The organism is Paraburkholderia polaris (assembly GCF_012927345.1).
In the GTDB taxonomy this organism is placed as follows: domain Bacteria; phylum Pseudomonadota; class Gammaproteobacteria; order Burkholderiales; family Burkholderiaceae; genus Paraburkholderia; species Paraburkholderia polaris.
On sequence record NZ_JABBGJ010000042.1, the window covers coordinates 24,273 to 49,611 of the forward strand.

The window sequence follows — 25,339 nt, forward strand, 5'->3', positions numbered from 1 at the left end:
TCCTCCGAGGCGCCCCCCAAGAGGACTTCCTCCGGGGCGCCCCCCAAGGGGACTTCCTCCGGGGCGTAATTTGTGTAAGCACAGTCGTTGCGAATCCGTAAGCTCAACTCGCTAGAATTCGGCTCATGTAATAGCGCGATTCGACGACACGAGTCGCGCGTGAGCCCGGATTTAATCGATGACTTTGGCGCTGAATTTCGACTGGCTGACCAACCTGCTGGCGATTCTCTTCGTCGTGGCGTGCCTGTACGATTCACGCTACGACGAATACGGCACGTTGACGCTGTCAGCGGCCGCAATGGGCCTCATCGTGATGGCGATCGAACTGTTCCTCAAGCCCGCTTTCGACATGGCGCTTTGAACGGCGTCATCGAGTCAGGCCAACGGTTCACGAGTTCACTTTGCTGCGTTGATCACCTCCTGGCTGAGCTCTCCCCAAGGCGTCGACGCACTCCACTCCTTCACCTCATAGCCGGGTAGAGACAACTTGTCCCCCGCAACGGGATCGATTTCGACATACTCGCCGGTGCCTTTCGCAATGATGCCCTGCACCGTCTCTTCGACCGTTCCGCGCGCATTGTCCAAAGTAATCAGCGTAACCAGGTGAGTAATGGGCACGCGTGTTCCGGATTTCGCTTCGCGACCTGGCGTAACCGTCCCGCCGGATTCGGCTTCGCTGAGCCGCAACTGATCTGCAACCGAGGAGTCCCGCATCGACAGATCCATTGTCAATGTTGCCGCGTCGCCGAGCGGCCGGCACACGCATAGATGGACACGTTTGTACTCGGGCCCGACGTCGGCAATCTGACGACGTATATCGTCAATCGACATGCGGGTGCCGGTCGACGCATCACCGTTAAAACTCAGTATGTCGGCTCCTTGCACCCCAGTCCCCGCACGGCCGGGAATGAGCGCCATTTTCTGGATTTTGAGGTCGTCATAATCGTAACGAGTCGAGGTGTATTCGGACACTTTGCTGAGTGCGGTATCGGTCGGCGTGTTTTTTCCCGGCCCGCGGGCATAGTCAAGGATAGGCTCGTTTGATGCCCCAACGGGACGCGTCCACGTGCCGCTCGGCAAGAGCTGAAACTCACTGGATTTGAATCCGGCGACGACTCCCGAATCGTCGTCTTCAGTATCGAACCGGTCGGTGCTTCTCATCAGAAAAGCCAGATGCCGATCGGCAATACGATAGGTTCCAGGTCCATAAAAAAGCAGCGTCATCACATTGGAGTCAGATGTCCCAAGCTTTGACGTGTCCAGTTCGCCAGCGCTCACGACGATGTCGTCTGGTGGGTTATCAAGCGGTTTCTCGCCCGCCCGCCAGACAGTCATGTGCCTCGATTTTTTGCCTATTTCAGCAATGCCCACCTCTACATCTGCACCTACATCCAGAATCTTGTATTCGCGTTGAGCGGAGGATCGCAGCGCGCCGACAACCTCGACTTCGACACGGATAGTCGACGGATTCGGCGTTGCTGGGCGAGGCCCGGACGGCGGAAGCGCCGGCAATGGACCGCCGCCCGCGGGTGCAACGACCGGCGCACCGCCGGCCGGCTTTGTGGGCGCACGGGTTGCCAATCCGCTCAGCAGGTCCTCGTCCTCGGCCGTCAGGCGTTTGAATGCAGTGGGATTCGAGCGCAATTCATTCAATGCGTATAGCGTTCTCGCCGTACGTATATTGCCATCGGCGTAGGGACGGCCACGGGCGACGGCGGCAAATAGCAGATCGCCGCCTTCGGGAACAGCGCTGATATCGTCGAGACGTCTGGCGAAAAACTCCTCGGCGACCTCGAGGCTCATGAACTCCGGGTCATCCGCCGTTCTGAACCGTCGAGGCACTTCTCCCGCAGCCGGCCGATAGACATCGCGATGAATCGACTCAATCACAGATTTGTCGAATAGATCGGCCGATTTGAATTTTTGCAGCGTCAGAAGCATAGCGTCGACGGCACGCCTGTCAGAACGGTTGGCACCCAGAATCCATTCGGCGGCCGCCTCTTCGGGAGGAGTCCCTTGCTCCAGGTGCCGGGTCAGCTCGAGTGGATTCCTTTGCAATGACTTCAGGTGTGCTTGCGCCTCCTTGTACCTGCTCAGATCGTTGGCAATTCGAATGCGAAGTTTTTCCAGATCCACGTCATGAGTCGCACCCCACGAAAAACGGGTCTTCTTCACCCCGTCGAAATCGAACCGCAGGCTCTTACTGACCGACCGTTCGAGTACGTCATCGCCGACCAGATAAGCCAGCTCGGTAAACTCCGGAAGTTTGGCCGCACGTTGAATCAGCAGATTGATCTTTCCCTGATCGTCCGCCCGTCTCCAGGCCGCGTTCAAAACCATATCCTGCAGACCACGCTGGATGACGCGGCCCGTCCCAGGTGTCTGCGGAACATTGAAATCAAATAAAAGCTCCGCCTCCGCGTTTTGCACCCTGTCCGCCTTCCATTTTTCAAAGGCGGCCTTAAATTCAGTGAACTTCTCAGGGTTGCGCTTGAACTGCGTGACGTACTGGACGAAGGTCGCGTATGAGTCTGCATTGTTAGCCGCCGCGCCCGGATCCGCAGGAAGTCTGGCCAGCGCGGTCAGATCGTGTTTCCTGTCAGGCCGCAAAATTCCAAGGTAGGCGTTGTCAAACGTGCTCAATTCCCCGGTTTTCCCGGGGGCATGGGTCATTTCATGAACGATGACCCTTCCCATATACGCCTTCCCCAAGTCATCCCTACTTTGGATGAAATTCACCCCCGTTTCGTAGGCGTTCACGTAGGTGCCGACTTCTTTATTCTGGACGACGTCCTCGTACTTCAGCTGATCGAGCTCCGCGACTGTCATGCCGGTATTGGCCGACGGCCCCCCGGTTCCGCCTGTGACCTTGGCGTTGTAATAACTCACATGCGCGGCCGGATCGAACTTCCTGAGGCGCCTCCGGATGATTTCCAGGTTATTTGCCAACTTCTCAATGAGCTGCGGACGTGCAAATTCGTCCAACCATTGCCTGCCCCACAGACACTCCGCGACCGTGGCAACCATCTCGCTGTCCGCGCCGTTTTTCAATGCAGCCTGCGCCTCACCCAGTTGTTCAACCGCGCTGCGCCGGCCGTTCTTCATGAACTGCGTCATCTGGCTGAGCGACGGGCCGACCAATGGCGTCTGCCGCACAAGCACGGGCGCGCCGCCTTTGCCCGCCAGATCGAGATGCCTCACCCACGCGCCGTTACCGCTGCGCCTGACAGGAGGTGCATACCCTGACGTATTGCTCGGGTTGATCAAGCGCCAGGTACGTGCGTCGTCATCCCATTTCACCCGAAAAACCCCGCCGTCCTGATTGCGGATGTAGCACTCGACAGTGGACGGCGAAGCTGAGGTACTGGCCTGCTGGATCCGATAGATGCCCGCTGAATCTGGCGTGATGCCTTCAAGACTGACATTGGCCCGCCAGTCGGCATTCAATCCCCCGTAATTCCCCAAATCCGGTTCATACCAGGCAGGGGAGCTCAGGACAACCGTACCGCTTTCCGTTTTATCAACGTCGAATGAGAATGTCGGGTCATTGTATTTTCTCGCCTTTTCCAGACTGGAGAAATCTTTATATTTTACTAATTTCGATTTAGCGCCTGCCTGGTTGCGGCGGAACCACTCCTGCTCGAGCATCACCCTATTTCCGGCGCCGGTAATCGATCCCGCCGACATTGGCGTAGGATCGACAACGAATTTCACGTTGTCCAATTCAATGACCGTGACGAGATGACCGATTCGCGAGTCCGGGTGCAAACGATCCCACTGATTGATGGATCTGAATTTCATTGAAACGCTTCGGCCGCTGGTCAAGGCCGGCAAAAGCTTTCCGGATTTCTGCATGCTGTCCAACTCCAGCGCCGTCTCCAGCGAACTCTTTCCACGAAAACGGACATCGCCTAGCACGCCGTCGACACGCGACATGGATTCTTCTATTTTTGCATTCACCCTGACCCGAACTTCATGATCGAGTTTTCTATTCCATTCGAGGGACGACAATGATCCCAATTCGCCCCGCACCCTACTTCCAAATGCACGAGCGGGATTTGCGGAATCCTTGCTTGCCAGCCATGACAGGAATTTCCGGTAACTCGGCGATGTTCTGATTTTCTTTGTGATCCCGCCCAACAGATTTGGGGCGCCGGTCAACGCGGCTTCAGACATGAGGCTTATCGCCGCATCCCATAAATACGAATCCCGCTCTTCCGGATCGTCTTCTGTAATCGCCCTTCCGATTGCCGGCCCAGCCTCCGTTACGAGACCAATCACAAAGCCAGCCAGTGGGCCCAAAGGAAGCGAAAAAATTGCCGCGGCGATCGCAAATAGCTCCAGCCAGTCCATCGCGGTCTGCCAGTCAATCTCACTCCTTGATTTGGCAAGCAAATCAGCTTCCCGATATAGTCGGGTCAGAAAATCCTGATAAAAAGAAAATGACGACGGATCGATCTGGTGATAAGTCAGCATGCTAGAAAATCTGGCGTCTTCATCGAAACTGATCGGAATCACAGCTCCAGTCGGATAACGGCCAAAATTATCGTAAGCCCAGGCAGCCGCGGTGTCGACGCTATGCCCTAGCATCCAATGCGCCACTTCCTTGTCCTGTCTGAATTTTCCCTCAACATCCTTTAAAGAAAGGAACTCTTTCAGGGAATCGTCGAGCAGGGACAGAATATTAATCCGGTTATTCTCGCTTTTATACATCAGCAAGCCGGCCAGTTCGTAACCGGAATACTTGATCCAATGCAGCCGCCCCGGCTGATCGAGAAGCGGTTTTATCTTGGAGAGCATGACTGCATCAAATGCTCTTTTTATCTGCTTCATCTCCCTCAGCAGACTTACTTCGCGCTGATAGTCAGACTGAAAATCCCGGGCCAGCAGACTTTCCACTAGTGGTTTCAGGCGCGCATCGGACACTTTCATGTCTTTCGTCGACTCAAGTTTTCTCAGCGCAATTTCTCCAAGGCGACATTCCTTGTTCACCGTGAAAATTTGTTTCGAAGGGGCAATCTGAGAAAACGGAGCAGGTTTTATATCGGTTGTCGATACAACAACCCGGGTATCGATATTAAAATCCCCCGTTATTCCGAGTTTCGCTGCCTCGTGCCGGATCGCATTGTCGACATATTTGACAATACCGCCGATCTGCACGCCCTTCAAGGTTTTCTGGTGAACACGTATCAACTCGGCGTTAGCGGCAATCTTTCTCGCCTCACTTATTTCATCAGAAATTGCCAGAATTTTTCCTCTCATATCAGAATCGAAAGCGGCTGACCATTTGATCTCGGCGTTTTTATTTTTATAATTTTCGTGCCTAAGGTGAAGACCCATGACTATTTGTTCGACATTGAACAGCCCAACTCTCATCTCCCCCTCACACGTGAAGACTACAGGTATTATCTGGTCTAGCTCATTACCCGGCCCGGCAATTTCCCTGATTCGTCCTTTTATAAAAATCGAGTCTTCACAGGCCTTTTCTCCGCCCGGATACATGAACTCCCGCACACCCTGTTTCGAGAGAATTTTTGACGCTTTTTCCAGATATCCCGCTATTTTTACAATCTTTTCCATCAACTCTTCATCAATTGACTTTTTGTTACTGCTCTCCTCCCCCGGGTCTCGCGACTCCTCCCATAGAAGCTTTCCGTCGTAATATTTCAAGGTCGCGTCCACACCCTCGACGATCAACTTGAGGACTCCGTCTTCGCCAATGAAGCCAACGGCGCCTTCGCGCGTCGATACGCTGTCGGAAAGCATGGCTGCTTCAAGAATTGTCTTCAGGAGGTTGTAATAAAAATCGATGTCCTCATTCGACAGCCCCTCGTCATGCAAGAGATACCGCAGATAGCTCGCCGGCATCCTTATTTTCCAGAACTCATTCAGCTCCTTGAAATCTTTCTGACTGACCATTGCTGCATAATAGCTCATGGTCTTGTCCGGGTATTTATCCAGCAAGATTTGCAAGATCAAATTTCGCAACTGATTGAGCATCAGGAGCGTTTTAAAATCGGTGAAATTATCGAAGGCGAGAACGACCGAAACAATATATCTCTGCATTTTTATCAACATCAGGTCGAGTTCTGCCAGCAGAGCAAAATCGTCATCCAGGCTGTCAGTCACGCCCCGCTTACTTAAAATTTTCGGAAGTAGACGGACCTTCAGAATTTCAAAAAATGTTTTTAGTGAGCCCTCGTTCCCGAGCTTTTCGCCCAGAGCCGAAAAGTATTTTTTTATTTTTCCCTCTGAACTCTCCGCTGCTCCAGCAGAAAGCACACTTCTTGAGCGGTGGGCACGTGCTGAAAATAATTCGCGAAACTCCGGAATTGACGTGACATCGTCGAACTCGACTTTGTCCACGACCCTGTCAACGGCGGCAGCCAGGTCGTCGCACAAAAAATACTTTCCAACAAAGTAACTGGTTAGACCGGCTCCCATCATCACCGCCGCGCCAACCGCCAGCTCGCCACGATATTTTTTCAGGAAATGGCAAACGCCTGGCGCCGCCGGAGGCTCGTGATTGCCGCCCGGATTGCCGACCAGCTTCTGCGACTCCCTTGCTATGCCCTCTCCGTTTTCCGAACTGACTTTCCCGTCGACGTTTTGATCGGTTTTTACTTCGGCCAAATCGGCAAGCACCGCGGTGTCGGTTGCTTCATTTTTCACACCGCGGAACCTCGGCGACAGCACTTTATAGGCCGCCCATGTTGTAGCCAGCCAGTACGCTCCCAGCGATATCCCTGCCAGTATTCTTTCGCGCTTTGCCTGCTCATCGCCCCAAATGACGGCGGGCGTATCAGGGAGCAACGACGCGCCGAATGGCGCTGCGACGGCAACTTCATCCGGCCGCATAGCGCTTGCTGATGACCCCATTGCCCCCTCCGACATGTCTGCGCCACTGTCGGGTGCTTCCAGAACCGCCAGACACGCAAAGACCACCCCTAATTCTTCGCTGTTTTGCGGCATTTTCCTGAACGCGAAGACAGCGAGCGCGTCAGCGTAATCACGGATGGTGTCTTGCAATGACACGAAGGGATGGGCGAGATACCGGGCGAGCGCCAAGGCCACCTCGTTACGCCGGGCAGTGGCAGCATCAAGCGCACCACCGGTTAGGTCGCTGCCTGGCCGAGACTGTTCGTTGGATAGCGGCATGGCTGTCCCTTCTGATGCGGGGAACGTCCCCAACACATTCGCCATGACATTCGATAAGCGTCCAACTATGCCGAGCATTGCGTCAGTACCGAACCGACAAGCCAACGCCTCTATCCTGCCCGCCAGGTCTCTAACCACGGGACGGGTGCTCTGCCTGGAATGCTCGACGACGCAGTTCAACCATGTGATCCACGAGTCGGTGACGGGCAGCGTGCCAAGCTCCTCTTTCAGCGCGATCAGTCCCGGCAACAGCGGCCATACAGTCTGAAGCGTGTCAATCACGACTTCGCCACCGTCGGGGAGATAGCATCGGAGGATCTTGATCACCCCTTGCAACGCCTCTGGGTCCTCAATGGCATCTTGCCGTGTCAGGATCTGATAGAACTGCCAGGCTAGACACACTTCCAGGAAACGATCGAAGTACCAGCGAGCATCAGGATTCCTGATTGCCTCCCGCACTAACCACACGGCCGCTTCCTCCCAGTTCCACTCCCTCTTTATTGCCGGCAGTTTTCTTATCATTTCGGCGACGGTTAAGGCATAAGTGATATCTACGCCAGTTAGCGATTTGATCAACGCGGGTTGATCTTTGACGTAGTGCGCCGCCTCGCCGACAAAATATCGCGCCGTCTCCCCCCACGTCATGCCCGCGGGGATATTCATATACCAGTCGTACACGCCCGAACCCACCCTCGCCGCCGGCGAGAACGGTCCCAGAAGAGAGACCATGTTCCTCATCTGGCCCGGGCCAAGCAAAGCTGACGCGAGCATCCTCGCCTGTTCGAATCGACCGATGTCCGGTGCAGTGATTCCGGTTAAGAAGTCGACTATCGGCAATACTTTATCGCTGCCGCCCACAGCGCGGCTCATGCCCTCCACAACAGGCCGGAGCAGTGTGCCTTCGGTAATCTTCCTTGCACTGGGTGAACTTTCCAGACTCGCTATCCAGCGCAATTTTTCTAGTGCGCTGGATTCGCCAGGATAATCGCCGACCAACTTGACCAAAGCCTGCGGAGTGGCTAACAAAGCCAACTGCTGGGGTCCCAGAAAAGAAGACAACGCCTGGCGAACTTCGTCGACCTCCAAAATCTGCATCAGCCAGCCCAGCTTCTCCGTGTGCGTCCCACTGGTGGGGAAATCAGCACATGGATTGACCACGTCGGCGTAGAGCACATCGACTCTCTTTTTCACATCCACGGCGAGGCTGACCAGCGAAGTTAGACACTCTGGCGCCAGTTCATTGATCAACTGATCGGACGTGACCAATTCCAGATAGTCGTCAAATCCGGCTCCTTCCTCAAGGCTATTCAGCTTCGCTAGAAGCTCGAATGTCTGCGCACTCCGATCGAGGATCGTCAGAAACTGCTCGCTCCGCTCTCTCGACAAAGCGGATTGCACTGCGTCACTATTCAGTATTCCCCGTATCTCGGCGATCGCGCCTCTCAGGTTTGTTTCGCCACGCTGCCTGCGGGCCGTTTCAATCAATGCATCTACTTTGGACGTCAACTTCAAACACTGCTGCAACGACTTGATGTTTTCCGGCACCCAGCCTTCGTAGCGGGAAATAATCGTCGCCATGTCGGTGAAGCGTTGCAGCAGACTTCGACTTGTGTCCTCGTAAACTGCGGATAACTCGGCAGATAACTTTTTCACCAGATGGTATTGCTGCTGCAATGCCCGCTGTTCGGCGAACAAGCCCGACATTAGCCTCGCGACGGTCTCTCGTTGAATTCTGCAAGCGAGCGCGACCAGGCAGTCGCTCAAGGCCTCGTAACGGACCACAGGCAGATCGAGCTCCTGCGCAGCATCGATGAACTCGTCGTCATCACTGCTCTCGTCTGCGACATGTTGCAACGATTCAACCGGGAATGCTGAACCAAATAATGTGCGCTCATGATGCGGATGCTCCGGCCGCAATACCATGACTTCTCGCGTTGCTTCGCGACCATGCCTTTCAATTACTGGGCGGTTTATCGCTTCAATCTTATGAAAGCCTTTGAAATAATCCTCATCATTATTTGCATCCGTCGCGTCAAATGCCATATGAAATGAATACCCGGGCGCCCCCGGCAGCAAGTCGTGGTCTGGGCTCGCCAGATGCGACACGCTGCTCCCAGAGCTGGCGCCATCCCTATGCTTTTTAATCAGTCCATGGTTGATGGCCTCTTGTATCGGCATGGCAAACCTCGCATCAGTCTTAACGGCGGGAATATGTGGCGTCGCACTCGCGCAATTTCGCGAACCATCATATTGAGTCAACCCGGCGTATTGTCCGCGTCAAGATCCACTGAAATGCGGATGACATAAGGCCGCACCTGAACGTGAAAATCGCATTAAACCGCGACTTCCGGCGGTGCCTGGCGGAAACAGCGCGTGATCCAGCCGAGGTAGCACAACCCCAGCACAAACCACACCGCGCCGAGCACCAGTGCGGTTTTCTCGAGGCTCACCAGCAGCCAGATATCCGCAATCGCACCGGCCAGGGGAAACAGCAGGCCGCCGATCACGCCCATCGCATTCGCACTACCCTTCGCGCTGAAAAACTGGCGGATCACACAAAGATTGACCGCGGTGAACGCGAGAAAGGCGCCGAAGTTAATGAACGAGGTCGACGTCGCCACATCGAGCTTCAACGCGACCAGACCGATTGCGCCCGCGATCGCGATGTTCAGCGCCGGCGTTTTGAACTTCGGATGCACGAAACCGAAGATGCGCTTGGGCAATACTTCATCACGCCCCATTGCATACAGAAGACGCCCCACGCTCGCCTGCGCCGAGATGCCCGAGGCGAACTGCGCGAGAATCAGGCCGGCCAGAAACACCGTCACGAAGATATCGCCGCCTACTTTGCGCGCGACTTCGAAGGCAGCCGAATCCGGGTCCTTGAACACCGCACCTGGGTGCGCGAGTTGCACCGTGTACGCGGCGATCACGAAGATCGCGCCGCCGATCAGCGCGATCAGCACGATTGCGCGCGGCATGGTCTTTTCCGGGGCGATGGTTTCTTCGGTCAACGTCGATACCGCGTCGAAGCCGAGATACGAATAGGCGGCAATTGCGGCGCCCGCCATCGTCGCCGAGAACGGCACATGCGGCTTGAAGAACGGCTCAGCCGAAATCAGACCGCCGGGGCCGGCCGCCGCGGTCACATAGTGGCAGCACAGCACGACGAACAACGCGACGATCGCGAGTTGCACGACCATCAGCACGATGTTGAAACGGTTCGCGAGTTCAATGCCGAGAATGTTCAGGGCACTCGTCAACACGATGAACGCGACGATCCAGATCCAGCTCGGAATGTGCGGAAACGCGGCGCTGAGATACGCCGCACCGATCAGCCAGATCACCATCGGCAGGAAAAAATAATCGAGCAAGGTGGCCCAGCCGATCATGAAGCCCAGATGCGGATTGAAGGTTTTGCGCGTGTATGTATAAGCTGAACCCGCCACCGGGAAAAGCCGCGCGAGCTTACCGTAACTGAGCGCCGTGAATACGATCGCGATCAGGGCAATCAGATACGCGAGCGCCGCGGTATCGTTGCTGGCGCTCGCCAGCACACCGTAGGTGCCGTAGACGATCAGCGGCGCCATATAGGCGAGGCCGAACAGCAAGACTGAAGGCAGGCCGAGCGTACGCTTCAGATGCGCGCTTTGGGGCGAGGCAGATGCGTCAGCGCGCTCGGTGGGTGATGTTGGGGTCATGCGGTGTCTCCTCTTGCGAATGGGCGAGCGTCGCCGGGGGCGGCGTTGAACGCGCCCCGGTCGAGGTTTGTCGATCAGTCTTGCTGGATGCGCGGATGTCGCGCCGATGATTCTTTGCCTGACGTGGTGTACGTAGGTGCGTCGGTGGGTCTATGCGCTTATGTGCGCTTGCAACTTAACGCGAGCGGATCACACGCGCACGTTGCCCGTGCTCGCCGTCCACCGTCGCGAGGTCGAGCGCAATGCGCGCGTCATGCAGATAACGATAGTGTTCGCGCGCGCCTTCGAGACGTGCCGGATCGAGTGTGGCGCGCAGGACCGTTTCTTCGTGACCAGCGTCGCACACCACGTCGCCGGATGGATCGATCAGCGCCGATTCGCCGGGGAACGTGAGGTTGTCGTCACCCGAACCGATGCGATTCACGAGCGCTGCGAACATCTGATTCTCCATGGCGCGCGCCACGATCGCGCGACGATGCACTGGCCCGAACGGCTCCATATTGCCGTTCGTCACGATCAGCAGATCGGCGCCGAGCGAGGCGACCGCACGCGCCGTTTCCGGAAATTCGATGTCGTAGCAGATCAGGAGGCCTACGGTCAGGCCCTTGAAACTGCACACTTCGTAGCGGTCGCCCGGTTCGAATACACCGACGTCCGACGCCCACAGGTGCGTCTTGCGATAGCGCAGCGCGATCTCGCCACGTTCGTCGACCAGCACCGTGGTGTTGAAAAAGCGGTTACCGTCACGCTCGGCAAGCCCCACCGCCACCGCTACGCGTGCTTCGCGCGCCGCATTGCGGACTGCGCTAAGCGACGGCCCGTCGATCGGTTCGGCCAAGTCGCCAATGGTGTCCCGCGTCGGAAAGCCCGACAGCGTGGTCTCCGGAAACACGATCAGTTCGGTTCCGGCCGCGCGTTGACCGATGGTTTGCAGCACGCGTTGCACGTTTATACCGCCCACGCCCGCCGCGCCATCCACGATCGGGATCTGTGCCAGTTCGAGTTGAAGCATTCTGTCTCCTGTTGACCAGATGTCGATCGGAGTTGGCGCTTTAGCTGTCGACTAGAGTTGGCGCTTTAGCACTTACTCTAGTCCCATGCAAATCACTTACTCTAGTCCCATGCAAATGGTTGCTGTCCTTGCCGGTCTGCTTCGCGTTAAATAGCGGCTGTTGCCGGGCCGCCCGCGTTTCAGGTTGGGCCTATTATTACCAGACATATTTTTGTTCGTAATTACCCAACTGGGTTACCCTCAACGGAGCACGCATGGAACTCGAATGGCGCGATCTGGCCTTTCATCGCGAGATCGGCGCGGTTATCGAAGCACTCGACAGCGCGCAATTCTGGACTCGCCTCACGCGCGCGCTGGAACGTTACGTCGTGTTCGACAACTGGGTGGCCCTGCGCTTCACACCTGGCGTCGCGCCGCTCGTCTGCGCCGAATCGCCCACACCGGACGGCACAGTGGATGTGATGTTCCAGGACTATCTCGCCGCGCTTTATCAACTGGACCCGTTTTATATCGCCGCGACCGAGAAGCCTGCATCGGGCTTTGTCACGCTTGCAGATGTCGCGCCCGACAACTTCTCGATGACCGACTACTACCAGCGGTACTTCAGGAAAAATATCGTCGGCGATGAGGTGCATTTCAACTACATGATCGACGCGCGGCATACGCTGGCGTTCTCGCTGGGCGCAACGCATCGCTATGGCGAGCGCGACCTGGCGGTGCTCGCGCTCTGCGCACCATGGGTGATCGCGCTGCTGCGGCAGCGTTTGCCATATGAGGCATTCGACGCGCCGGAGCCGGCCTCGAGCGAGGCGGTGACGCAAACATCAACGGGAGCAGCGGCAGAAGCAGTGACAAAAGCAGGCCCGCCGGCGGACACACCCACCTATGCCACGCGCTTCGAGCAGGTGTCGTCGGTGAGCGGCCGCTCGCCACTCACCGCGCGCGAAGTCGAGGTGGCGATGCTGACCCTGAGCGGATTTTCAACGCGCGCCATCGCGGAGAAACTGGCGATCTCGTTCGAGACAGTGCGCGCACACAAGAAGCACATTTATACGAAGCTCAACGTCAACTCGCAATCGGAGTTGTTCGCGCTGTTTTATGAAGCAGGGCGCAAAGGGGCATGACGTCCTGCTCTTTCCTGCGAACGAGCACTTCTGCCACGCACTTCGCCATCACGAACCGCACGCGGCGCAACCGCTCGCCTTCTCTTCGTAGCGATCGTGATACTTGAGCCACTCGCCCATATTCTTCTTCTCCTCGCGGCCTTTCGGCGTAACGTCGAGATGCGCGTACGCGCTGAGGAACTGCTCGCCGCCGCGTCCGTAGGTGGAATACGTGTGATAGACGTCGCCTGCTTCGTCCTTGTAAAACACGCTGTGACCGGATAGCTCGTCGATGCCGACATCCTGCTCGGTGAAGTTGTAGAACGCCTTCTTGCTGGCGACCTCCTCCGGCGTGAACGACACGTGATAGTCGAAATTGAAGTCACTCTCATTCGACGATACCCACGGAAACTTCCAGCCCATCCGCTTCTTGAAAGCCTCGATCTTCGCGAGCGGCCCACGCGAGACCGCCACGTACGATACGTCGTGATGTTCAAGATGCGTCAGGATGCCGTCCATATGATCCGACACGAATGAGCAGCCGAAACAGCCCTCTTCCCAATCCGGGCCCAGCATGAAGTGATAGACAATCAATTGGCTACGGCCGCCGAACAGATCGGCGAGTGTCTTGCGGCCTTGCGGCGTGTCGAATACATAGGTCTTGTCGACCTTCACCCACGGCAGTGCGCGGCGTTTGCGGGCGAGTTCATCGCCGGCGCGTGTGTACGCTTTCTCTTCGACTAATAGCGCCTTGCTGGCGGCCAGCCATTCTTCCCGGGTGCCGATACGGTGTTGCGGGTCCATGTGCGTCTCCTTCTCTGTGTCGTGCAGATTCGTGACAGGCGTGAAAGTCAGCAAGCTGCCGTTACCGTCCGCGCACGGAAGGTTTTCGCGGGCGCGGCGTTGATTCGGCGCTGGAGGGTAAAGCTGCGTTTGGCGGACATCGCGGCTCCTCTTCAACGAAAGCAGCAAGACGATCGAGTGATTCGGACCAGAAGCGCTGATAGCGGGTGAGCCACTCCATGGCTTCCTCCATCGGTCCGGCGGACAGGCGGCACGCCACCGTGCGGCCGGTTTTACTGCGTGTGATGAGACCGGCCTCGGACAACACGTCGAGGTGTTTCATCACCGCGGGCAACGACATCGCAAACGGCTCGGCGAGCTCACTGACCGACAGATCGTTCAGTTCGGACAAACGCACGAGCAACGCACGCCGCGTCGGATCGGACAGCGCGGCGAAGGTGCGATCGAGTAGCACTTCATTAAACTTAACCATGAGGTTAAATATAGAAACACGTGAGGGGATGTCAAGGACAGGTACGTACTTTTCTCAAAGCGCGCAGGGAGAGGTGAAAGAAGAGGTGGATGAAGCGGAGAAGAGGACGCTGCAAAAAAAGATACGCGGCGCATCGCAGATCGAACCCTGCAATACGCCGCGTCAAGGTGGAGAACAACCGACTACACGTTCGAGCAAAGCGGCAGGGAAAACCCGCCCCACTCTCGCGTTACAGCAAATCGCGCAAAACGCAATGCGGCAGAATCAGATCGCCCAACCGCCGAGATAGAAGCCGACCAGCACAACAGCGATGACAACCGTGCCCACGTTCAGCTTGCGGTACTCGCCGCTCACCACACGGCCGATCACCAGCGTCGCGAAGCCGAGCATGATGCCCGTCACGATATTGGCGGTCAGCACGATGAACACGGCGCACATCAGGCCCGACATCGCGTCGACCATGTCGTCCATGTGCAGCTTGCTCACGTTCGAGAGCATCAGCAGACCCACGTACATCAGCGCCGGGGCCGTTGCATACGAAGGCACGAGACTGGCCAACGGCGAGAAGAACATCACCACCAGGAACAGCAGACCGACCACCGCCGCAGCCATCCCCGTCTTCGCGCCGGCTGCAACGCCGACCGTCGATTCGATGTAGGCAGCCGCCGGTGCACCACCGAGCAGACCCGAGAAAATCGAGCTCAGCGAATCGGCTGTCAACGCACGGCCGCCGTTGATGATGCGGCCGTTTTCGTCGAGTTGACCGGCTTGTCCGGCAACGGCGCGAATCGTGCCGGTTGCGTCGAACACAGCCGTCATCACGAGGGCCAGCACGCTAGGCAGGACTGCCATCGACAGCGCGCCTTTGATGTCCATCGCGCCGATCAGCGAAGCATGGCCCGGCGCGCTCAGCGAGGGCACCGCGAACACGCCGTGGAATGCCACCGCCGGATCGATCATGAGAGCAATCCCCGAGATCGCGACGATCACGATCAGGATCGAACCCGGTACGCGACGGCGTACTAAACCGAAGATCGCCGCCAGACCTGCCACCGACATGATCGCCGGCAACGCCGTGATATTGCCGAGCGCGACCGGCAGACCGGCGCCCGGATTCTTGACGACCAGACCCACGTCATTCGCAGCGATCAGCAGCAGGAACAGGCCGATGCCGATACCCGTGCCGTGCGCGATGCCGGTCGGCAGATTGCGCAGAATCCACGAACGCACGCCCGTCACCGAGATGCCGGTGAAGACTACGCCCATCAGGAACACCGCGCCGAGCGCGACGTTCGGATGCAGACCTTTGCCGAGCACGAGACCGAACGCGGTGAAAGCGGTCAGCGAAATCGCGCAACCGATCGCGATCGGCAGACGCGCCCAGACGCCCATCAGCAGCGAGCCGAAGGCGGTGGTCAGGCACACGGCGACGAACACCGCGCTGGTATCGAAGCCCGCTTTGCCGAACATGCCCGGCACGACGAACACGGAATAGACCATCGCGAGGAAGGTCGTGATGCCCGCAACGATTTCCGTACGCTGCGAACTGCCGCGTGAAGAGATTTCGAAATAGCGGTCGAGAAAGCCCTTTCCGTCGAATGATTCGGCGCCGACTTCAGAAATCGGTTGGGCGTGGGGTTCCATCATGATGAGTGCCTCCTTTATCAGCGTGCTGAAACGGCCCGGTTTCCGGCCGCCATCAGGTTCGTCTCGTTGCGTTGATCTAATGTGGTGTGGCAAGGTTTGAACGTCGGCTTGCGATGCGTCGGGACAACCCGCCTTCCGTCCTTCTTTTGCTGTCTCGAAATGTAGGGCAACACAAATATATCTCCCATCGCATGGATGGCATGCCCGACATGTCGCGACGCTTATATCGTTTAAAGGACGGCAAACCATAGAGACGGTCCGCGCGTTTACACCTACGGTTTGTCATTAAGTTGTGAAAGGGTTTTGAGGGGTTCGGCGCGCAAAAACGGGCATTCATCGCCGCCAAAGCGCGCAATGCGGCATGAACCGTGCGTCGCAGACACCTATCAGAAAGCCTGCAAAACCGGGCCGCCCCGGCGCCGCGGGTTACACTCTGGCCCTTACCTGACTTAAAGCGTGACTTAACTGCGGCGGTCCACAGCGCCCGTCCGCACTGGCCCATGGAGTCCTTCTTGATGAGCGGCGGTTTTTCGCGTCCTGCCTGGCGTCTTCTGATTCTTGCTGTGTTCGCGCTGTTTGCGCTGTCCGGTTGCAGCCTGCTGTGGGGCCCGCAGCAGGCGCCGATTGTCGATGCCACGGTGATGCCCGTCGAGCCCGCGAGCGCCCCGGTGGCCGCCTCCGCGCCGGAGCCCGTCGAGACTGAAGCGGCCGAGCCCGAACAGCCGAAGAAGCCTAAAAAACCGGTCGTCAAGCCGCGCAAGGTCGAACCGCCGCCGCCGGTCGCCACGCCCGTGCCGCCGCCGCCCGCGCCCCCGCCGCTGATCGTGCTGCGCACGATCGAACGCAGCGAGGCGCACGCCCTGCTCGATACCGAAGTGCAGAAACCCGACGGCAAGGTGGTGGGCCGCGCGGTCGATATGATCGCGGATGCGAGCGGCAAGCCGCGCGAGATGGTGGTCAATCTGCAGGGCTTCCTCGGCGTCGGCGACCGCAAGGTCAATTTCCCGTGGAGCGCGTTCCGCTTCACGCCGGCCGCGAAGACCGCGCCGATCACGCTCAACGCGGCGGCCGTGCCGACGCCCGCGGCGAAATCCGCTGCCATGCAATTGCCGCTGATCGACACGGACGTCGAGCGTTCGAACGGCGCCAAGGTCGGCCGCGTGATCGACGTGCTGATCGACGCCAACGCGCAACCGCAGGCGGTTGTGCTCGACGTCAACGGCATGGTCAGCACCGAGCGGCGCTCGATTGCCGCCAACTGGTCGGCGCTGCGTTTCGTCATCAAAGACAAGGAACTGCATCCGCTGATCGATTTGAGCGACGCGCAGATCAATGCGACGCCGCCGTACGCCAGCGACAAGCCGATCCGCGCAGTGTCTCCGGCCCCCGCTCCGGCGCCTGCTCCCGCCGCCGCGGCTTCTGCCGCGCCGGCCACTGTCACTGCGGGTTCCAACGCACGGGCGGCCCGATGACAGGCCGCACTTTGGTTACCGCGCGCAGTCTGCGCGCACTCGATTGGTTGAATTTTTTCGTCGCCAACGTGCAGACGGGTTTCGGGCCGTTCATTGCGTCGTACCTCGCCTCGCACAAGTGGACCCAGGGCGAGATCGGCATGGCGCTGTCCGTCGGCACCATTAGTGCGATGGTGAGTCAGGTGCCTGGCGGCGCTGCCGTCGACGCGTTGCGCAACAAAAAAGGCGCTGCCGCATGGGCGATCTTCGCGATCATCTTCAGCGCGGTGCTGCTGGCCGCGAGCCCGACGGTGCTGCCGGTGATTGCCGCGGAGGTGTTCCACGGCTTTGCCAGTTGCATGCTGACGCCGGCGTTGGCCGCGATCTCGTTCGCCCTGGTGGGGCGCGCGAATCTGGGCGACCGGCTGGGACGCAATGCGCGCTGGGCATCGATCGGCAGCGCCGTCGCGGCCGGGCTGATGGGCGTATTCGGCGAATACTATTCGCCCCGCGCGGTGTTCTGGCTGACTGCGGCGCTGGCCGTGCCCGCGCTGTTTGCGCTGACGATGATTCAGCGTACCGACACGATCGAGCTGCCGAAAGCCGGGCCGACACCGAAACAGATCGAACGGCGCGAGAGTTTGCGCGAGTTGTTGCGCGATAAGCGGATGCTGCTGTTCGCGGCTTGTATCGTGTTGTTCCACTTGTCGAATGCGGCAATGCTGAATCTCGCCGCTGGCGAAGTGACGGCCGGTATGGGCGACAACGTGCAGCTCGTGATTGCCGCGTGCATCATCGTGCCGCAGGCGATTGTCGCGATGATGTCGCCATGGGTTGGGCGCTCCGCCGAGCGGTGGGGACGCAGGCCGATTTTGCTGCTTGGTTTTTCCGCGTTGCCGATACGGGCGTTGTTGTTTGCCGGGATCAGCAGCCCTTATTTGCTGGTGCCGGTGCAGATGCTGGACGGCCTGAGCGCGGCCGTGTTCGGCGTGATGCTGCCGTTGATTGCCGCCGATGTCGCCGGCGGCAAGGGGCGGTATAACCTTTGTATTGGGTTGTTCGGGTTGGCGGCCGGGATTGGGGCTACTTTGAGCACGACTGCTGCTGGGTTTGTGGCGGATCATTTTGGCAATGCTGTGAGCTTCTTTGGGCTTGCCGCCGCGGGGGCGCTTGCTGTGCTGCTGGTGTGGGCGGCGATGCCCGAGACACGGGATGCGGCTGCGGATGAGGCGGCTGCGGCTGTGGGGGATGGGAAGTCGGCTGTTAGATGAGCTGAGGTTTTTTGCCTTTGGCGGCGGCATTTGGTGGGGTGCCTGGTTTGTTTGCCTTCGCGGCGGTTGTTTGTCTGGGTGCCTGGGGTGTTGGGCTTTTCTTGATCTGTTTGCCTGTGAGGCGCTTTTTTTCTGTGTGCCTGGAGCGTTGGCCTTTTCTTGATCTGTTTGCCTGTGTGGCGCTTTTTTTCTGTGCGCTTGCGGTGTTGGCCTTTCCTTGATTTGTTAGTGGTCTATTAGCGTTCGCCCCTGTGCGGGGCAGGCACTTACTTTCTTTGCCGCCGCAAAGAAAGTAAGCAAAGAAAGCGGCTCGAACCGCGAATGCTAAGTGGGCACCGTTGCCTGCAGAGGGTAGTGGCTCCGTGGAATCCGGGCCCTCGCACCCTCTGGCGCTAGTGACAAAGGAATCATCAGCTCCCACTCCGCACTGCGTGCGTCGCGGACGGGTCCGCCTGGGAAACCAAGGGCTTCGGTTCAGAGCTGTGGGGCCATCGGCTTCGCCTCGGCGAGGCGACTCCGTACTTCATGGGGAACCCACACCTTGAATGAAATGTCGGTGTGTCGCAGTCGCAGTCGCAGTCGCAGTCGCAGTCGCAGTCGCAATCGCAATCGCAGTCGCAATGGCAGTCGCAATGGCAGAGTTGATGTGTATTAACTGGTACTCGACCGGTCAGCCAATGTCAGCGGAGATATCGTCCACTCCCGCCTATGGGAATGATTCTCCGGGGCGAGTCGAACCTCATGCCTGCGCCTCTGGCGCACCACTTCGCGGCTACGGGCTTGACCTTTTCCCTCGCCCCGGAAAGGCTGCTATCAAGTCGGGAATGACGAAATGAACTGACACTGTCTGTCGAGTCAAGTGCTGCTGTCTACAGTTGACGCGACCGCGCGCCACGGTTCCGTGACAGAACGCGAGCGCCAAAACGCAGCGGGCGGTTTTATGAAGCACGCTTCGGCGCGCGCAGCGTCGCCGGAAGTATGACGCCCTTGTCACTCAGGCCGAATGCGCGAGAACACGGATTCCAGATGCTCCACTACCCCTTCCAAGCCAGGGGACCCGCTTAGCAGGATTGGCTTGAGCCGCTTTCTTTGCTTACTTTCTTTGCGGCGGCAAAGAAAGTAAGTGCCTGCCCCGCACAGGGGCGAACGCTAATAGACCACTAACAATTCAAGGAAAGGCACCGCCATAAAAGCACAGAAAAAAAGCGCCACGCAGGCAAACAAATCAAGAAAAGCCCAACGCCGTCAGCATCCAGACAACAAGCGCCGCGCAGGCAAACAACCCAAACAAACCACCAATGCCGCCGCCAAAGGCAAAACCCAACCTTAATCAATAGCCTTCCCAGCCGTCTCCCGCATAAACGGCAACGGCAACAACGACACAACCCCACACCCGATCAAATACCAGGCAGGAGCCAGATTACTCCCAGAAATCTGAATCAACCAGGTAGCAAAAAACTGTGCAAACCCACCAAAAATAGAAACCCCTAAACAATAAACAATCGACATCCCGGTAGCGCGAATCTCGCGCGGAAACATCTCAGGCAGCATGACGATATTAGGCACGGCCGTAAAAGCGACAAACACCGCAAGCATAGCAACCACCGACAACAAGACAGGTACCGTTGGCGAAGCATTAATAATCATGAAAGCCGGATACACGGCAACAATCAGCAACACCCGCGAAATCCACAAAACACGTTTACGCCCTACACGATCGGACAACGCCCCCGCAAACGGCGAGCAAATCACCGTCACGATCGCCGCGGTCCACGCGGCCCACAGCGCCGACGACATCGGCAAATGCAAAATCCGAATCGCGTAGGTAGACAGATAAAACAGCACGATGTAGTTCGCCGCCGTGCCGCCAATGGTCGTCAACACACCGGTCGTTATCACGCGCGAATGCTCGCGAAACAGCTTGCGAACCGGCTGCGCGGCAGGCGCCTGCGCCACCGAAACCGTGCCGTCTTCCACACCCGGCAACGTTTCGTCCAGATGCCGCCGGATGTAAATACCAATCGGCCCCATCGCCATGCCAATCACAAACGGCACACGCCAGCCCCAGCTCTCGAGCGCGGCAGTGGACAGCGCCGCCGCCAGCGCAACACCCAGCAGCGAACCACATACCGTATTCAACCCCTGACTCACGAACTGCCAGCTTCCGTAAAATCCACGCGTCTTGTCGCTGCCATATTCAAGCAGCAACGATGTCGATGCACCGATCTCGCCGCCCAGCGCGAACCCCTGAATCAAGCGCGCAAGGATCACCAGTAATGGCGCGGCAATGCCGATCGCCGCGTAAGTCGGCGCGAACGCGATGATCGCCGAGCCGAGCGTCATCAACCACAGCGTGAGACTCATCGCGGCCTTGCGTCCGGCGCGATCGGCATACGCGCCGAGAACAATCCCGCCCACCGGCCGCATGATGAAGCCCACGCCGAAGGTGCCGACCGCCAGCATCAGTTGCGCAAGCTGCCCTTCCACCGGGAAATACAGCTTGCCGATGATCGTCGCGAAGAAGCTATAAATCGTGAAATCGAAAAACTCGAGACCGTTGCCGAGCGTGATCGCAGCGATCGCTTTGGCGTGGCTCGTGCGTTTTGCGGGCTGCATGGTCGACGCGTCAGCGAGATTCAGCGTGTCGGTGCCATCGGGTTGCGGTGTAGCGGAATAGTCCATCTGTGTCTCCATGGTGTCCTTCCTGCCGATGCGCGGCTCTGCGGCCTTGTGCGCCTAGAAGTAATGGACAGTCTGACTGGCCCCAACACGGCCTTGATGGCCCCGCCGGCCTTCGCGACCTTCGGAGCCTTGCGCGGCTTCAGTCCAACCCGATGCAACGTGCCTCAGACGAGGAAGGTCTGCGCGAGCCGCACCCAATAAGCCGCGCCAGTAGCGAGGCAGTCGTCGTTGAAGTCGTAGCCCGGGTTGTGGACCATGCAACCGCCCTCGCCGTCGCCATTGCCGATGATCAGGTAGCTGCCCGGGCAACGCTCCAGCAGGAACGCGAAGTCTTCACTGCCGGTCAACGGTTGCATGTCGGCGATCAAACCGTCTTCACCCAGCCAGTCGAGCGCGACTTGCCGTGCGAGACCGGTCATTTCCGCATCGTTGACGAGCACCGGATAGCGGCGCTGATAATCCACATGCGCCCGCGCGCCGAACACGGCCGCCTGCCCGCACGCGACCGCCGTGATGCGTTCCTGCAAAAGGTCGCGAACCTCGGGCCTCAGCGCACGCACGGACAAGCGCATCTCCGCGGTCTCAGGAATCACATTCGGCGCATCACCGGCGTGAATCGCGCCGACCGTGATGATCGCCATATCGAGCGGCGCGATGTTGCGCGACACGATCGACTGCAACGCAAGCACGATCTGCGCACACACCACCACGGGATCGACCGCCTTATGCGGCACCGCGCCATGACCGCCGCGGCCGGTCACCGTGATGATCACCGTATCCGACGAAGCCATGAACGAGCCCGGCAGGAAGCCGAACTTGCCGGTCGGAAAACCCGGCATGTTGTGCATCGCGAAGACCGCGTCGCACGGGAATTTGTCGAACAGGCCGTCTTCGAGCATTTTTTTCGCGCCGGCCTGACCTTCTTCGGCGGGCTGGAAAATCAGGTTCAACGTGCCGTCGAAACTTTTTTCCTGCGCAAGGTGCTTGGCGGCCGCCAGCAGCATCGCCGTGTGGCCGTCATGGCCGCAAGCGTGCATCTTGCCGGGCACCGTGCTCGCATAAGGCAGACCGGTCGTTTCGTGGATCGGCAATGCGTCCATGTCGGCGCGCAGGCCGAGTTTGCGCGTGCCGTTGCCGACTTTCAGTTGCCCGACAACGCCGGTTTGGCCCAGCCCGCGATGCACGGTGTAGCCCCACGCCTGCAAACGCTCGGCGACCAGGTCGCCGGTGGCGAATTCTTCGTAAGCCAGTTCGGGCTGCGCGTGGATGCGATGGCGCAGCGCGATCATTTCGTCTTCGAGTTCGGCGATGCCCGCCGGGATGGCCATGGTGTTCACGATGTCGTCTCCGTCTATGAAAGCGTGAGCCAAGCATAGCGACGCCGATTTTCCAGCGGCAGGCGTAGAATCGTTGCGGCGGCAACCAGCAGTTGCCACCCATCTACGGGTTCTCCAGATGAAACTGCATCAACTCAGCACCTTAGCGGCCATTGCGGATACCGGCAGTATCCGGGCTGCTGCCCGTTCGCTCGACCTTTCACCGGCCGCCGTCACCAAGGCCATGCGCGAACTGGAGGCCGATCTGCACGCGCCATTGCTGGTGCGCGGCGCGAGCGGCGTCGCGTTCACGGAGTTCGGCCGCGCGCTGGTCGTACATGCCCGGTTGGTACTCGGCCAGTTGCAACGCGCGGAAGCGGAGATCGAGGCGATGCGCGGCGCGGCGGCCGGCAAACTGTCGATCGGCGTCACGCCGTGGGTGGCGCTGACTTTTCTGCCGCCCACGGTGCAGCGGTTCCGGCAGCGCATGCCGGAAGTCCAACTGGAATTCTTCGAGGGTCTGTTGGCGGTCGTGCAACCGCGCTTGCGCGACGGCAGCCTCGATTTTTCGATCGGCCGTCCCCCGCCCGCGTCGCCGCAATCGGAGTTTCACAACGTGCCGCTGTTTTCGACGCATTCGGCGGTGGTCGCGCGCCGCGATCATCCGAAGGCCGGTTGCCGCACGCTGCTCGAACTGGAAGACGCCGAATGGGTATTGAACTGGGATCCCGCAAGCCGCGAGTCGATCTCGGACAACCTGTTCCGCAAGCGCGGCATGAGCGTGCCGCACACGATCCATCTCGCGCATTCGCTCGCGGTCGTGCTCGGCCTGCTCGCGCAGACGGACATGCTCAGCATTTTTCCGTGGCCGCTCGTCGAGGTGAGCATCGCAAAGGAGAATCTGTGGGCGCTGCCCTTGCGCGAAACGGTGGATGAAACCATCGTCAGCATAACTTCGCGGCGCGGCGCGCCGACAAGTCCGGCGGCCACGTGTTTTCTCGATTGTTTGCGCGAAGTGATCGACGAAGGCGCGCGCTCGCAAGACCCCGAGCTGCGCCGCCTGTTTCATTCGATTGAACTGCTGCTGTAGTGACGTGGCTCGACAAACTAACGGGGGATGCGACTCGGTGGCGTGAGCAAACGCTCCGAACGAGGTCACGGGTCCACCTCGCTGCCTCGCCTTCAAACGACGACGCACGCCCCCCTGCGCATGTCGCTCGTCGCACACACATAGGGGCTGTAAGCTGAATCGCATGCACGCCCACTATGCTTCGAGTGCGCAGCGGCGCGCCGCCCTGCCCCCACTCCGTGCCGACCATGAAGCAGACTCAACCCGACAACGAAGCCGACTACGACACACAGGTGCCGGGCGCGCCAGCGCAGCGCGCCGGCGACAGCGACGGCAACAGCGCCTCGCCCGATCCGGCCAGTCACCGCGCCCTTGCTGAAGCCCGGCGCAGCGACGGCGACGAACTGGGCGCCGTTGCGCATCTGATCGCCGCCCACACGCTGGACGCCTACGCCGCTGCGGCACGCGACGCCAGCGCCTCGAATCTCTGCGATGTCGCGACCGGATACTTCATGAAAGGCGATCACGCGATCGCTGAGTACTGGTATCGCCTCGTCCTGACGCTCGATCCGCATGTCGCGGTGGCCTGCCAGAACCTGGCTGCCATCCTCGCGAGCACTGGACACGTGAGCGAAGCCGCCATGTATCGGGAACGTGCCTATCGGATCCAGCGCGTCTTTGTCGAAGGAAGCGGCGCAGCGCCGCGCCGCGTGCTGGTCCTCTGCGCGGCGCACACTTCCGGCAATGTGCCGTTCGATGCACTGCTGCCTGGCGCGAGCTGCTGCCGCATCAAGTACGCGATCGACTACGCCGCCGACGACGAAGACCATCAGTTACCGGCCTACGATCTCGTGTTCAACGCGATTGGCGATGCGGATGTCGCCGCCCCGCTCGCCGGGCGGCTCGCGCGCTTCGTCTCGCGCTGCGCGCGGCCCGTGCTCAATCCGCCCGCTGCTGTCGCCCGGACCCAACGGCACCGCACCGCGAGCCTCCTCAACGGGCTGCCGGACGTGCAGGTGGCGCCGTGCGTGCAGAGCGATGCCGCTCCGGCTTCACGCGCCGCGCTTGACGCCTTGCTCACGGAGGGTGGCATCGACTTTCCGGTGCTGGCGCGTCCCGCCGCTACGCACGGTGGTGATGGGCTGACGCTATGCGAGAACCGCGCAGCGCTCGAAGCGTGGCAGCTGGTACAAGTCGGGGTTTCCTATCTGGCAGCGTTTCGCGACTATCGCAGCGCCGACGGCTTCTACCGCAAATACCGGATCATTTTTGTCGACCGGGAGCCGTTTCCATACCATCTGGCGATTTCGCCGCACTGGATGGTGCACTACTACTCTGCCGACATGGAACACCATCCGTGGAAGCTGGAGGAAGAGCGGCGCTTCCTCGACAATCCGCACGCCGTGCTCGGCGAGCGAGTGATGAGTGCCATCGCGGCAATCGGCAGGCGGCTCGATCTTGACTACGGCGGAATCGACTTTACGGTACTGCCCGGAGGACAGGTGCTGGTCTTCGAAGCGAACGCGACCATGCTGGCGCATTTCGAGCGCGAGACCGGCGCGCTCGCCCACAAAAATCCTTACGTGCAACGTATCGTCGACGCGTTCGAACGCATGATGAAGCGTCACACGTCGACCTGAATGTCGGCCCCGT

The 25,339-nt window shown here is 59.2% G+C and carries 14 protein-coding genes; 6 read left to right on the top strand and 8 right to left on the bottom strand.

Features of this window, described 5'->3' with window-relative positions; translation table 11 throughout:
• Positions 1-178 precede the first annotated feature (178 nt).
• Positions 179-361 carry a hypothetical protein gene (locus HHL24_RS32500; protein WP_169489401.1) on the top strand — a complete coding sequence of 61 codons (183 nt, stop codon included), beginning with the start codon at positions 179-181 and terminating at the stop codon, positions 359-361.
• A 35-nt stretch (positions 362-396) separates the two neighbouring features.
• On the opposite strand, the gene HHL24_RS32505 is transcribed toward HHL24_RS32500, so the two are convergent.
• The 3 genes from HHL24_RS32505 to HHL24_RS32515 all read right to left on the bottom strand — a co-directional run bounded on the left by HHL24_RS32505 (position 397) and on the right by HHL24_RS32515 (position 11,871).
• Positions 397-9,336 carry a DUF6543 domain-containing protein gene (locus HHL24_RS32505; protein ID WP_169489402.1) on the bottom strand — a complete coding sequence of 2,980 codons (8,940 nt, stop codon included), beginning with the start codon at positions 9,334-9,336 and terminating at the stop codon, positions 397-399.
• Between the two features lie 155 nt (positions 9,337-9,491).
• Positions 9,492-10,859, bottom strand: coding sequence for an APC family permease (locus HHL24_RS32510; RefSeq protein WP_169489403.1), 1,368 nt, complete (start codon positions 10,857-10,859; stop codon positions 9,492-9,494).
• 175 nt (positions 10,860-11,034) lie between these two features.
• Complete coding sequence (locus tag HHL24_RS32515) at positions 11,035-11,871, bottom strand: carbon-nitrogen hydrolase family protein (RefSeq protein ID WP_169489404.1); 837 nt, start codon at positions 11,869-11,871, stop codon at positions 11,035-11,037.
• Positions 11,872-12,125: 254 nt separating this feature from the next.
• On the opposite strand from HHL24_RS32515, the gene HHL24_RS32520 reads away from it, so the two are divergent.
• Entirely contained in the window at positions 12,126-12,995 is an 870-nt protein-coding gene (locus HHL24_RS32520) for a helix-turn-helix transcriptional regulator (protein WP_169489405.1), read from the top strand.
• A gap of 48 nt (positions 12,996-13,043) precedes the next feature.
• Here HHL24_RS32520 and HHL24_RS32525 read toward each other — a convergent pair whose 3' ends face one another.
• The 3 genes from HHL24_RS32525 to HHL24_RS32535 form a co-directional block, all read right to left on the bottom strand.
• The gene (locus HHL24_RS32525; RefSeq protein ID WP_169489406.1) at positions 13,044-13,778 is read right to left on the bottom strand and encodes a DUF899 domain-containing protein; all 735 of its coding nucleotides are present in this window, start codon (positions 13,776-13,778) and stop codon (positions 13,044-13,046) included.
• 61 nt (positions 13,779-13,839) lie between these two features.
• A complete protein-coding gene (locus HHL24_RS32530) occupies positions 13,840-14,250 on the bottom strand; it encodes an ArsR/SmtB family transcription factor (protein ID WP_169489407.1) in 411 nt (136 codons plus the stop codon).
• A gap of 264 nt (positions 14,251-14,514) precedes the next feature.
• On the bottom strand, positions 14,515-15,897 hold the full coding sequence (locus tag HHL24_RS32535) for an NCS2 family permease (protein WP_169489408.1): 1,383 nt from the start codon (positions 15,895-15,897) through the stop codon (positions 14,515-14,517).
• A gap of 515 nt (positions 15,898-16,412) precedes the next feature.
• On the opposite strand from HHL24_RS32535, the gene HHL24_RS32540 reads away from it, so the two are divergent.
• Together HHL24_RS32540 and HHL24_RS32545 are read left to right on the top strand one after the other, a co-directional pair.
• Entirely contained in the window at positions 16,413-17,369 is a 957-nt protein-coding gene (locus HHL24_RS32540) for a PRC-barrel domain-containing protein (RefSeq protein WP_169489409.1), read from the top strand.
• Entirely contained in the window at positions 17,366-18,619 is a 1,254-nt protein-coding gene (locus HHL24_RS32545; RefSeq protein ID WP_169489410.1) for an MFS transporter, read from the top strand. Before HHL24_RS32540 ends, HHL24_RS32545 begins: the two co-directional genes overlap by 4 nt.
• A 1,326-nt stretch (positions 18,620-19,945) precedes the next feature.
• Here HHL24_RS32545 and HHL24_RS32550 read toward each other — a convergent pair.
• Together HHL24_RS32550 and HHL24_RS32555 are read right to left on the bottom strand one after the other, a co-directional pair.
• On the bottom strand, positions 19,946-21,301 hold the full coding sequence (locus HHL24_RS32550; RefSeq protein ID WP_169489411.1) for an MFS transporter: 1,356 nt from the start codon (positions 21,299-21,301) through the stop codon (positions 19,946-19,948).
• A gap of 164 nt (positions 21,302-21,465) precedes the next feature.
• Positions 21,466-22,638 (bottom strand): M20 aminoacylase family protein, encoded by a 1,173-nt coding sequence (locus HHL24_RS32555; protein ID WP_169489412.1) that lies wholly within the window; start codon positions 22,636-22,638, stop codon positions 21,466-21,468.
• A 118-nt stretch (positions 22,639-22,756) separates the two neighbouring features.
• On the opposite strand from HHL24_RS32555, the gene HHL24_RS32560 reads away from it, so the two are divergent.
• Both HHL24_RS32560 and HHL24_RS32565 read left to right on the top strand, forming a co-directional pair.
• A complete protein-coding gene (locus tag HHL24_RS32560) occupies positions 22,757-23,707 on the top strand; it encodes a LysR family transcriptional regulator (RefSeq protein WP_169489413.1) in 951 nt (316 codons plus the stop codon).
• Between the two features lie 227 nt (positions 23,708-23,934).
• The gene (locus tag HHL24_RS32565; protein ID WP_169489414.1) at positions 23,935-25,326 is read left to right on the top strand and encodes a hypothetical protein; all 1,392 of its coding nucleotides are present in this window, start codon (positions 23,935-23,937) and stop codon (positions 25,324-25,326) included.
• Positions 25,327-25,339 lie beyond the last annotated feature (13 nt).

Bases quoted from the DNA above. Each gene is read 5' to 3' on its own strand.
- HHL24_RS32500 (WP_169489401.1), top strand. From the start codon at position 179: ATGACTTTGGCGCTGAATTTCGACTGGCTGACCAACCTGCTGGCGATT.
- HHL24_RS32505 (WP_169489402.1), bottom strand. From the start codon at position 9,336: ATGCCGATACAAGAGGCCATCAACCATGGACTGATTAAAAAGCATAGG.
- HHL24_RS32510 (WP_169489403.1), bottom strand. From the start codon at position 10,859: ATGACCCCAACATCACCCACCGAGCGCGCTGACGCATCTGCCTCGCCC.
- HHL24_RS32515 (WP_169489404.1), bottom strand. From the start codon at position 11,871: ATGCTTCAACTCGAACTGGCACAGATCCCGATCGTGGATGGCGCGGCG.
- HHL24_RS32520 (WP_169489405.1), top strand. From the start codon at position 12,126: ATGGAACTCGAATGGCGCGATCTGGCCTTTCATCGCGAGATCGGCGCG.
- HHL24_RS32525 (WP_169489406.1), bottom strand. From the start codon at position 13,778: ATGGACCCGCAACACCGTATCGGCACCCGGGAAGAATGGCTGGCCGCC.
- HHL24_RS32530 (WP_169489407.1), bottom strand. From the start codon at position 14,250: ATGGTTAAGTTTAATGAAGTGCTACTCGATCGCACCTTCGCCGCGCTG.
- HHL24_RS32535 (WP_169489408.1), bottom strand. From the start codon at position 15,897: ATGATGGAACCCCACGCCCAACCGATTTCTGAAGTCGGCGCCGAATCA.
- HHL24_RS32540 (WP_169489409.1), top strand. From the start codon at position 16,413: ATGAGCGGCGGTTTTTCGCGTCCTGCCTGGCGTCTTCTGATTCTTGCT.
- HHL24_RS32545 (WP_169489410.1), top strand. From the start codon at position 17,366: ATGACAGGCCGCACTTTGGTTACCGCGCGCAGTCTGCGCGCACTCGAT.
- HHL24_RS32550 (WP_169489411.1), bottom strand. From the start codon at position 21,301: ATGGACTATTCCGCTACACCGCAACCCGATGGCACCGACACGCTGAAT.
- HHL24_RS32560 (WP_169489413.1), top strand. From the start codon at position 22,757: ATGAAACTGCATCAACTCAGCACCTTAGCGGCCATTGCGGATACCGGC.
- HHL24_RS32565 (WP_169489414.1), top strand. From the start codon at position 23,935: ATGAAGCAGACTCAACCCGACAACGAAGCCGACTACGACACACAGGTG.